We start from the raw sequence: 10,410 nt of genomic DNA on the forward strand, positions 1-10,410 counted from the left end.
CGTGCGTCACTATACCAGCACCGACAGTTAAAAATCCTCGCTACCCCAGCACGGCAACGGCAGCTAGCGGAACCGATAAGTAAAAGAATCCTCGTTTAGCGCTTCAAACCTGTAGCCCTGCCTGTGCAATTCCTCGATTATTTCCGGCAGCGCTTCCGCGGTAGTAGTCTTGCTGGGCAGGTCGTGGAGCAAGATAATCGCATTGTTCTTACCCCGCACGCCTTTGAGGACATTCTCTACAATCTTGTCCCTAGGCGCTGTCGCAGCCACTGAATCGCCGGAATTCACATTCCAGTCAAAATAATAGTAACCCCTGTCCAACAGGGCCTGGGCCAATTCATCCATGATGGAACTGCCACCATAGCGCCCTGCATAAGCGTAGCTGGATCCGCCGGGGAAGCGAACGATACTCGGTCGTACACCGGTATGCTTAACTAATAAGGTCTCCAAGCGAAGGAGATCGTCAAAAAAGGCATCGATTGAAGTGTACAACTCGCTCCAGCGGTGGGTATATGTATGGTTTCCCAGGGCATGGCCCTCATCAACAATTCGCTTATACATCGCAATAGCAGTACTGGTTGTGCGACCATTGACAAAGAATGTGGCGGGAACCTCGTATTCTCCTAAAATGTCCAGAATCTGCCCAGTCACAAGCGACGGCCCATCATCAAAGGTGAGAAAGGCGATCTTCTCATCGGGGGGAGTACTCCCCTGGAGAGAATGTCTAAATCCCGGCGTCAAACTAACATCTGCGGCCGGCTGGCTGCGGGCTGCTTCCACCCGTGTCAACTCTGCCTCGGCTTTGGTAAGCTTCTCGGCCACAGCCGCTACATTCGCCAAAACGCCCTTGCTGCGGTCTTCTGCCGCTTCCATCTGTGCCTCGGCAAGCTCAAGGTCCGCAGCAATTTCCAGCAGGACTTGCTCCAGGTCTTCAGTTTGCTCTAGACTCGTAGCCAACTGGCGCTCCACTTGGGAAATAGAAATTTTGTTTGCTTGCTGCAGAACGAGTAAATAACCTGCAGCCAACGCCGCCAGGACTAAGATTGAGGTTAAGAGTACTCTCAGGCGCCGGGAGTTTGCGCTACTCATCATCTTCGCCAGCCCCGTCAATCTTAGCCTCAATTCGTGCAAGCTCAGCCTCCAGTGCCCGCAGATCCTCGTCAGCAGCCTGGGTTTGGGCCAAAAGATTAGTCAGCTCTTCCGTCCTGGCATTTAACTGTTCTTCAAGCTCCTCTTTTTTGGCCGTCAGTTCGCTATTGGCTGCCTCTGCCAGATTGAAGGCAGCCTCCAAATCTCTGAGCTGATTAGTTTGCTCTTGTACGTCGATATACAAATAACCCGCCGCCGCCAGTGATAGAACTGTAAACGCCAGAATTATGCCTGTTCTTTTCACTATCCTTCCTCCTGTGTGATTAATTACCTATTGTTTCTACTTGCCTATATCAATATCCTCTAAGCCATAAAAAAACAGGTCTGCTCCGGCAAACCTGTCTTCTTTTCGATTAATCCCATTGGACTGCAAAGGTTTCCAGCAAAACTGCCCGTTCAGTTGGTCCGGAATAGGCCAGGCGGCCATCTGCCAGCCAAATGTGGGTGGGTGGCGCCCCGGTATTTGCCCACCGCCTGCCATAGTCAACATCGATAACAAATAAAGTACTGGAGTCCTGAAAAGAAACTTTATTTTCGCCGGGCACCCAGCTCAAGTTTCGCAACCAATGACGCCAATGATTGATTTCGTTGCTATGGACAGGAAAAACCCTCTGCACTTCCCCAGTCCGGGCAAAAATCTGCAGTTCTTCTGCCTGATGACTGAGGATCGCCAGGCGCATGTTATCCCAGCACCAGGCAATTTGGCCACGACCACTTTCCGCAACCAGGGGCTTTTCTCCAGAATCCACATCCAGAACCGCCAGCCCTTCGCTTGCCCACCAGGCCAGAAACCGGCCGTCCGGGCTCCAAACAGGGCCGGTGCCCTCAAGGGCCAGCTGAGTAATCTGGGCCCATGTTTCAGTTGGCAGATCATATGACCAAATTCCATCGTTAGCGAGGGCGAATACCTGGTTCTGGCGCAAAATCAGTGATGATGAGGGAATAGTCTCGGGAATCCCGTCAATTTCAAGCGAGGACTGGTCTGCCGGGTCGTAGATATAGACGACCCTTTCCAGCTCATCCCAACCACCGTCACCTGCTTTCACCACCTGATAAATCAGCTTGTCACCCTGCCATGTTGGGGGGCCGTACTCATAAAAATCAGGCAAGACGTGGTAGTTGCCACTACGATCCGCTACCACGGCGATCCCCCCTTTACCAATGTCAGTGCGATAAGCGAAAAGAGTGCCGGCGGTATTGAGAAAAATCTCCGGATATTTGAAATCAAAAAAAGGTAACCAAGTTCTCTGTAGCGATTCTTTATACATTGGCCTGTGCACTGTAACAAGACAAGTGGCCTCAGTCCCGCCCAGTTGGGCCGTGATAACAGTACTGCCCAGCCCCACTGCCGTCACATTTCCCTCGGAATCGATAGTTGCAACCCCAAAATCATTGGAAGTCCACTGCCAATCATCATGGAGTTTGGCTTCAGCAGGCTCCACCGCCGGTTCTATTCTCTTGCTATCGCCAATGACCATGGGCAAGTACTCCGCCATCTGTAAATTCGCAACGTCTGGGATTGGCACCACAACTGTGCAGACAGTAGTAAGCCCCTCGGCCTCTACAGCGATTTCCGCAGTCCCCGGGAACAGCGCGACTACGTCACCGCGCTGATTCACCCGGGCCACCGCCGGGTCGCTAGAAGACCAAGTGAGTTTATCTCTGTCCAAACGCTCTACAGTCAACTGAAATCGCTCCCCGATTGCCAACTCCAATTCAGTATCACTGAGCGCCAGTTCAGTCGGAGAAGACAAAAACAAGACGAGAACAATCAGCGCGACAAAGACTGTTAAAGAAATCTTTATAACCCGTTTGCAATCGGCAAACAACTTTTCAAACATGCACTCCCCCCACAAAATGTAGCTATAAATAAGACGTTGGAAATCAGGAAAACATAACAGTCAAAGTTCCACCGCATGTTCCCAAAAAGGGATGCGCAGGCATCCCTTTTTTGCTTATTCAAATGTGCCTTTCTTTACAACTGCGCCCGCAGCAACCATCACCTGGCCCCGGGCCAGCACATGGTTGACATTGAGCTCAGAATCGAAAACGGTGATATCGGCGTCGGCGCCGACTGTCAGTGTGCCTTTGTGGGGTAGGCCCAGCAAGCGGGCCGGGTTTGTTGTAACCAGGGCAAGCAGTTCTTTCAGGTCCAGCACTTCCTCCCGGTACAGGGCCTGCAAGTCGGCCAGCAGAGTGTCCATGCTGGCGGCCAGCAAACCAATTACCTGCCCCTGATCATCGACCCGGGGCATGCTGCCATTGGCGTCGGAGCTGACAGTCACCCGCTCCAGGGACAGACCTTCCGCTTTCAGCTTCTTAATGGCCGCGACCACCGTCAGAGCATCGTCGCCGGGAAAAGCAAAAGAAGTCAGATCGATATTGCCGCCTGCCCGCAGGTAATCCACCGCTTCCAGAAACAAGCGGCGGTTGCGGTTCACATGGGTGACTACAATTTGGCGGATGGGGATTACCCGCTCTTCCACCAAACGCCGCACCGGCGCAAGTCCCTCCGGATCGTCGCCCAGATGCAGGTGCAAAAGCCCGGCCTTGCCGCTGAGCAAGCCGCCCAGACGGCAGGCGGCCGCCACGTCCTTCAGGGCCTGGTACCCGGCCTTGCTGGCCCGATGGTCGGACTGGGCAATTTCGCCGGCACCAAGCACCTTATCAATCAGGACCAGGTCCCGCTTGACGCTGCCGGTCAATGTCGGCGTCGGCAGGGCGTACGAGCCGGTGAGGATGTATGCGGTAATCCCCTCGGTCTCCAGGGCCAGAGCCTTGGCCAAGAGCGACTCCAGATGCCGGGTCACATCATCGGTGCCCAACATCCCCACCACGGTGGTGACGCCGCAGCGGACTATCTCGGAAAGCATCAGTTCCGGCACCCGGGTGTGGTAGCCGCCTTCACCGCCGCCACCGAGTATATGCACATGTTGATCAATTAACCCCGGCACAGCAATGCTCTTGGTGCCGCAGTCGATTATTTCCGACTCGAATCCGGCGAGGTTATTGGCCAAATCATGCCCGATGGCGATAACTTTTTCAGCGGCCACGAGAATTTCTGTAGCTTCCTCGCTCCCGGGCGCCAGACAGCTACCGACTTTGAGTAATTTTAGCATCGACATCTATTCCATCAGATAGCGATCAAACCACTGGGTAATTTCCTCTAAGCGACGAATCCGCGGCTTTGGTTTGCCGCTGCGGCTCAGTTCGTGGTTTTCACCCCGGAACATACAGAGCCGGGACTCTACCCCATGGAATTTCAGGGCCGTAAACATCTGGATTGCCTCGGGCACCCAGCAGCGATAATCCTCATCGGAGTGGATGAACAGGGTCGGCGTTTTCACCTTGTCGGCGTATTTTAGTGGCGAATGCTCCCACACCTTGTCAATGTCTTCCCAGGGTGTGGCTCCCACTTGGTCCGGCTCAAAGAAGTAGCCGATGTCGGAGACAAAGCCAAAGGACACCCAGTTGGAGATGCTGCGCTGGCTGGCTGCGGCCCGAAAGCGATCTGTATGACCGATAATCCAATTGGTCATAAAGCCGCCATAGGAGCCGCCGGTGACACCCAGGCGTTCGGCATCGATATCCGGGTAACGCTTAAGCACCTCATCGGTAAAGCGCATGATATCGTCATAATCAATCGTTCCGTATTTACCGCGAATATCGGCAAACTCATTGCCTTTGCCGTCGCCACCCCGAGGATTGCAGAAGAACACATAATAACCGGCGTTAGCCCAATATTGCATTTCGTGATAAAACACATCGCCATAGACAGTCTTGGGACCGCCATGAATATTGAGGATTGCCGGATACTTGCGGCCCTCCTCCTTGTCCACCGGCTCCATCACCCAGCCGTCTATCATCACCCCAGGGGAAGATTCAAAGCTGAAGTGCTTGGGTTCGGAAAGGGATTTCTCTGATGCGACCCAGTCATTAAAACGAGTGATTTGCTCTTCGTCGGAACCAGTGAACCGATAGAGTTCCTGCAGCTTCAGACCGCGCAGGGCGATGAACAAAATCTCGCCGTCATGAATTGCATAGGAATCCACCGAGCCAGTGGCACTAGTGATTCGCTCGATCTTCCCGTCAATATCAATCCGATTGATGTACGAGCTAAAATCTTCGGTGGTCATAAAGTAAAGATAGCCGTTGTCCACCCGCACCGGCTGTCCGCCGCCAAAACGGCAATCGGAGCCCACCGAGTTCCAGGTGCTCTGTTCAAAATCCGGGGTCAGCAGCTGTCGCTGACCGGATTTTACATCAACAATATGGAAACGGGCGTTTTCATTGATGCCATGGCGCTCCATTTCGTTGGCAAGGCAAATCAGTTTGTCTTCCCGGATAAACTGGGCAGCATTATAGGTTATCTTCTCGTCTTCCGGTGTCAACCGACGCAGCGATTTTTCATCAATGTCCAGGATGTAGAGGGTATTTTGCCGCTCCATACGCCCGGTATACTCCTGACCGATGAGCACGGCTTTGGTTCTCGCTTCATTTAATTGCAAACTATAGACCTGAAGTTTATCGTTGGTCAGAGCCTCATATTGCCGACTGGCGCTGTCGTATAGATAGACCCGGTTTCTGTTTTTGCTCACAAACCCTTCGCCATTACTCCAGAAGGGGATTTCCTCAACAACTTCATAATCCTTTTCTTCCTTGCGCCGTTTGAGCTCGGCGGCCTTATCCGCTTCGGACATTCCGTCCAAATCGGGCCGGTTAGGGTTATAAGTGGCGGTAACCAGAAAGCGGGTGCTGTCCACCTGACGAATACTTTTCACCGGCAGGGGTAGCCGGAATGCTTCTCTGGCCTCACCACCATGAATGCTGATTTTGTAAAATACAGTCAGAACCTCGCCGCCCGCCTGTTTATCCTTATCCTGGGACTTGCGGATTCCGGGGAAAAGGATGTGCTCGCCGTCATCCAACCAGATAAAACCCCGCTCTTGGTCAAAGGCGGTAAGCTGAAAATACCTGTCGGTCTTGACATTGTATATCCAGAGGTTGGAGTCGTAATTATTCTTGTCGAGATTAGCCCGGTGGGCCGCGAAACAAACATGTTCTCCGTCGGGACTGAATTCAATTCCCGATAAAAAATGATAACGGGTAAAATCATCTAATTTTAGTTTTTCCACAATACGTCCCCCTTGTTTTTCATTAATAACGTTATTCTGCAAGTAACCGAGAAATCCTGCAGCCGAAGGAAGTGAAAAGCACCCCGGGGGGTGCTCGAGTAGACGTTAATCATGTGTGCCAACATCACATAATGCACGTCGCACTAATATCGGGCCAATTATCTCAAATACCACCACTGCCCCCAAAATAACTGTTGTCACAGTCCCAGCAACATGAGGTAACCGCTGTTCCGCAATTATTGCCAGCCCAATTGCTACCCCCGCTTGGGGAGTCAGGGCCCGCCCAATATTCCGTTTCCAACTGGTCGGAAATGCTGTCATACTGGCCCCAATACTACTGCCCATTAGCTTGGCGACTAAACGTGCAGCAATGTAAACAAAACCTATCAGACCTACCTCCGGCACAACTGCGATATCTAGTTTAACACCTGCCAATGTTAAAAAGGCAAGTAAGATTGGCGCCTCCACTCCTTGCAGGGCTCTTCGCAAACGCTGTGGAGCGCGAGACAGATTAACCAATACAGCGCCGGCGCTCATTGCGGCCAATAATGCAGGAACTGCAAGAAGTGTGGCAAGCCCAACTGAGATTAACACAGTTCCCAATGCCAAAACCAAAATCCGGGCTTCATCCCGGGTCCTGCCCGAGATAACTGTAAGGAATAACCCTGCGACCTGCCGTAAGGCAAGAGGTAGTTATTTATCGAGCCATCTGCAATTCGCCTTCTGAATAATCCTCATCTTCATCTTCATCGACCACCCGTTGTTTCCAGTGCCCCAGCATAAACAACCCAAATCCAATCAAGCAGATTATTAGGTTGCTGCTGACCATGGCATACCAGACTGATTTTTCCTGTAGCATAGTGAAATTTTTGAGGATAAGAATTAGTGGAATCCGTAACGCCCAGAGGCGGCCAGTTGTTATCATCATTGCCGTCATCGTATGGCCGGACCCCTGAAACACACCGACAAAGGATTGAAAAATCCCCATCAGCGGGATGGTAATCGCAATCAGACGCAGGAAGTATATGCCCTGTTCCAGTACCACTGGGTGGTCTGTAAAGATGCCGACAATCCAGGGTGTAATAAAGAACATGATTACCCCGCCCACTGCCATAATACTCACAGAGAGCTTAATACTTTCTTTAACTGCCTGGCCGGCCCGGTCAACCTGACCGGCGCCCAGATTCTGGCCAACAACTGTGGCCAGAGCGGCGCCGATGCCCATTGCCGGCATTAAAATCAGCGAATTGATTTTATTGCCAATACCAAAAGCAGCAATGGTGTAAGAGCCGAAGCTAAGCACAAACACGTTGAGGAGCATAAAGCCAAACCCTTCTACCGAATGCCCGATGGCTGAAGGAAGACCAATTTTAACAATCTTGGACAGAACCTTGCCATTATACCTGAGATCAATAAACCGCAGTCGCAATCCGTTATTGGTGAAAAACAACAGATAAAGGCCGGCAAAACAGCTCAACCCTCTCGAAACTGTTGTTGCCCAGGCTGCTCCGGCAATGCCCATGTCAAAGGTAAACATGAATATAGGGTCGAGAATAATGTTTAACAACACCGAAGCACCGGCCAAAACCATAGGAGTAACGGTATCTCCCTGACCCTGCTTGATTGATTGAAACGCAAAAAACAAAAACATCAACGGCATTCCTACAAAAATAATACTGAGAAACTCCCAGCCATAAGTATGCATCGTTCCTTCCGCTCCCAACAAAGACAGCAGTTGCCCGCCAAACAAATAGCCGACAACGCTGAGCAAAACGGAGAAAACAAGGGAGAAGGAGATTAGTTGTCCAGCAACCTTTTTCGCCTCTCGTTCCTTATCCAGGCCAATATATTGGGAGATTATACTGGTACCGGCGATATTTATGCCGATTCCAAAGGCAATGGTGACAAAAATCATCGGCCAGACAAAATTTATTGCTGCAACAGCGTTGTCACCGTCGGCGAGCCGGCTGACCCAGTACATATCCACAACCTGATAAACAGTTTGAATTGCATTGGCCAACATAATTGGCAGAGCCAGGGATAAGAGCACTTTCTTTATATTGCCGTCAAGAATTTTTTCGCGGTTTTTATTTTCTTTCATATACAGTCCCCTCCGATACCTTACTTATTGTATCACACGGAGGATTAGTTCGCTATGCGAAATTGTTCATTGTTATGTTTCTGTAATCAATCCCGGTAATGGAACACCCCCCGGCCTAGTGCCAGGGGGTGTCTCAGTCAGCTCTAATCAAGTTGGTCTTCAGCCATCTGAATAAGCTTCTTGACCATCATGCCGCCGACCATGCCACATTCCCGGGTGGTCATATCCGCCCACCCGACTGCGGAAACCTTGTCAGCAAGCCCCAGTTCCTGTGCAACCTCATATTTGAACTTATCCATCGCCTGTTCAGCTTCGGGCAGCAGGAGCTTTCGCCTTGCCAACATCTCACCTCCCCCGCAGACATAAAGTCTGCAAGGTTAGTATGCCTCAAACAAGCTAGTGCAAACCCCCAGTCAGTTAGTAAATATTTATGTGCCCGAAGCCAATATATTTGCTGAACAATTATATTATGGTATCAACTTCACCTGCTGATGCTTTACGTTCCTGACGCAGTTTATAAAGCAGAATCCCAGTTAACAAAAGCGTATAAGCCAAGATTTGCCAGGAATGTCAGGTAATAGTACATAGGATTATTCTCAGTAAACCCGATAATCGGCAGCCCCAACAGGATCATAAGCGGGAAACCAAGGGGCGCAGCCACAGCGCTGCCCAAAACAAAGTTTTTGGCAACATCGGTATCCAAGTCTGGATCCAGGCCTCGAAGCAGCGCAATTCCCGTTGACGCAGTGCCAGTCAACATTCCGAACATCGCCAGGGAATAGTGGAGAGTATGCTGCAAGAACACCTTTTTTGCAAACCAAGTGACAAAAAACAAAGTCGCGACGGCTCCAACCACTGCTACCGTCAGCAGGACCTCCCAGTATGAACTGATGGCTTGAATCGAAATTGCCATTACCGAGGCGGTAATCATCACATTAAAAGACAATGACGCTACATTGTGCATAACATATCTATCCAACAACGGCAGCGTCCGGTGTCCACGCCGGGACAGAAAATGCATGACACGTTTAAATAACAATGCCAGCAAGATGCCAAACAGGAAGTTGAAGCCCTTGATCAAACTAGCCACTGTTTCTCCCAGCTACCCCAGCAGAGATAACACCGAAACTAAACCCCATATGGTGACGTATGCGCCAAGATAGATAAGGCACACCCAAGTAATCTGCACGGTAAGATTGTCAAAGAAATTTATCTCCCGGACTGAAGTAACCGTCATTTCCTTCGACTGCAAACCTTTAAGGGTATTCAGTTTTGCCACCGGGATGTTGTGCTTGCGAATATAATAATTAAGCATTATCACCCCAATCAGGCCGCCAACAAGAAATCCTGTTGTGGAAAGGGTGAGGCCGTACTGATTGATGAGTCCCAATGAAAGCGCCTCATCTCAGGAACTGCCGATTGAAGAGGCAAAACCAGGCCCCTGGCCATAGGCCAATGGCAACATTAATCCCAGACCGACAAACAACTCAGGTTTAACTGTGATTATTAGGAAGAGGACTGCAAGCATACCAATCAGGCCCTGAAAACAATAAGTAGAAATAATAAAAAGGCCGGACTTGACTGAATCAGCTTTTTGTTTGACGCTTCGCTCTGAAAGCGTGAGGGCGATAAAGCCGATTCCCATGAAATGAAAGACCAATCTCTCATAGAGAGAGGTATCGAATCGAAGCAATCCCAATGCTTCAGGGCCCAAAATTAACCCCAAAAATCCCGCCAACAGTGCTGTGGGGACGATGATGCTTTTAAAAATCCCCAGCTTTTCTTTAATGAGCTTTGCCGCAAACATTAAAACAAATATAAGGACAATATTGATGGAAACAGCCCAATCAGAATTCATCACTGACTTCTCGTCTAAACAATCTAGGGTCCGATATATCTCAGCTAGACTTTCCGACGATGCAACACTGAAGGCATAGCGATTCCTTTCTCTAAAAGTCTCAAGCTTTGATTCCGGACAAAGCGCTCGTCCAAATACCAGGAGCTTTGCGAGGCCATTGAGGTCAT

The 10,410-nt window shown here is 50.5% G+C and carries 11 protein-coding genes; all 11 read right to left on the minus strand.

Annotation, left to right across the window (positions count from 1 at the left end; all coding sequences use genetic code 11):
• Positions 1 to 63 precede the first annotated feature (63 nt).
• The 11 genes from FH749_05820 to FH749_05870 all read right to left on the minus strand — a co-directional run bounded on the left by FH749_05820 (position 64) and on the right by FH749_05870 (position 10,243).
• A complete protein-coding gene (locus FH749_05820) occupies positions 64 to 1,092 on the minus strand; it encodes a polysaccharide deacetylase (GenBank protein MTI94994.1) in 1,029 nt (342 codons plus the stop codon).
• Positions 1,082 to 1,393 carry a hypothetical protein gene (locus tag FH749_05825; protein ID MTI94995.1) on the minus strand — a complete coding sequence of 104 codons (312 nt, stop codon included), beginning with the start codon at positions 1,391 to 1,393 and terminating at the stop codon, positions 1,082 to 1,084. Before FH749_05825 ends, FH749_05820 begins: the two co-directional genes overlap by 11 nt.
• 109 nt (positions 1,394 to 1,502) lie before the next feature.
• Positions 1,503 to 2,990 carry a hypothetical protein gene (locus FH749_05830; GenBank protein ID MTI94996.1) on the minus strand — a complete coding sequence of 496 codons (1,488 nt, stop codon included), beginning with the start codon at positions 2,988 to 2,990 and terminating at the stop codon, positions 1,503 to 1,505.
• A gap of 114 nt (positions 2,991 to 3,104) precedes the next feature.
• Positions 3,105 to 4,274, minus strand: coding sequence for a beta-aspartyl-peptidase (locus FH749_05835; GenBank protein MTI94997.1), 1,170 nt, complete (start codon positions 4,272 to 4,274; stop codon positions 3,105 to 3,107).
• The gene (locus FH749_05840) at positions 4,275 to 6,284 is read right to left on the minus strand and encodes a S9 family peptidase (GenBank protein ID MTI94998.1); all 2,010 of its coding nucleotides are present in this window, start codon (positions 6,282 to 6,284) and stop codon (positions 4,275 to 4,277) included.
• A gap of 105 nt (positions 6,285 to 6,389) precedes the next feature.
• On the minus strand, positions 6,390 to 6,932 hold the full coding sequence (locus FH749_05845; GenBank protein MTI94999.1) for a hypothetical protein: 543 nt from the start codon (positions 6,930 to 6,932) through the stop codon (positions 6,390 to 6,392).
• A gap of 49 nt (positions 6,933 to 6,981) precedes the next feature.
• Positions 6,982 to 8,385: an MATE family efflux transporter gene (locus FH749_05850; GenBank protein MTI95000.1), complete on the minus strand. Its 1,404-nt coding sequence runs from the start codon at positions 8,383 to 8,385 to the stop codon at positions 6,982 to 6,984.
• A gap of 143 nt (positions 8,386 to 8,528) precedes the next feature.
• Entirely contained in the window at positions 8,529 to 8,729 is a 201-nt protein-coding gene (locus FH749_05855; protein ID MTI95001.1) for an alpha/beta-type small acid-soluble spore protein, read from the minus strand.
• A gap of 170 nt (positions 8,730 to 8,899) precedes the next feature.
• Positions 8,900 to 9,475, minus strand: coding sequence for a hypothetical protein (locus FH749_05860; GenBank protein ID MTI95002.1), 576 nt, complete (start codon positions 9,473 to 9,475; stop codon positions 8,900 to 8,902).
• A gap of 12 nt (positions 9,476 to 9,487) precedes the next feature.
• Positions 9,488 to 9,775 (minus strand): hypothetical protein, encoded by a 288-nt coding sequence (locus FH749_05865; protein ID MTI95003.1) that lies wholly within the window; start codon positions 9,773 to 9,775, stop codon positions 9,488 to 9,490.
• 15 nt (positions 9,776 to 9,790) lie between these two features.
• A complete protein-coding gene (locus tag FH749_05870; GenBank protein ID MTI95004.1) occupies positions 9,791 to 10,243 on the minus strand; it encodes a hypothetical protein in 453 nt (150 codons plus the stop codon).
• Positions 10,244 to 10,410: the final 167 nt, after the last annotated feature.

This window comes from Bacillota bacterium (assembly GCA_009711825.1).
Classification (GTDB): Bacteria; Bacillota; Proteinivoracia; order UBA4975; family VEMY01; genus VEMY01.

Excerpts from the sequence above, each read along its gene's own strand:
- FH749_05855 (MTI95001.1), bottom strand. The coding sequence starts at position 8,729 with ATGTTGGCAAGGCGAAAGCTCCTGCTGCCCGAAGCTGAACAGGCGATG.
- FH749_05830 (MTI94996.1), bottom strand. The coding sequence starts at position 2,990 with ATGTTTGAAAAGTTGTTTGCCGATTGCAAACGGGTTATAAAGATTTCT.
- FH749_05835 (MTI94997.1), bottom strand. The coding sequence starts at position 4,274 with ATGTCGATGCTAAAATTACTCAAAGTCGGTAGCTGTCTGGCGCCCGGG.
- FH749_05850 (MTI95000.1), bottom strand. The coding sequence starts at position 8,385 with ATGAAAGAAAATAAAAACCGCGAAAAAATTCTTGACGGCAATATAAAG.
- FH749_05820 (MTI94994.1), bottom strand. The coding sequence starts at position 1,092 with ATGATGAGTAGCGCAAACTCCCGGCGCCTGAGAGTACTCTTAACCTCA.
- FH749_05870 (MTI95004.1), bottom strand. The coding sequence starts at position 10,243 with ATGAATTCTGATTGGGCTGTTTCCATCAATATTGTCCTTATATTTGTT.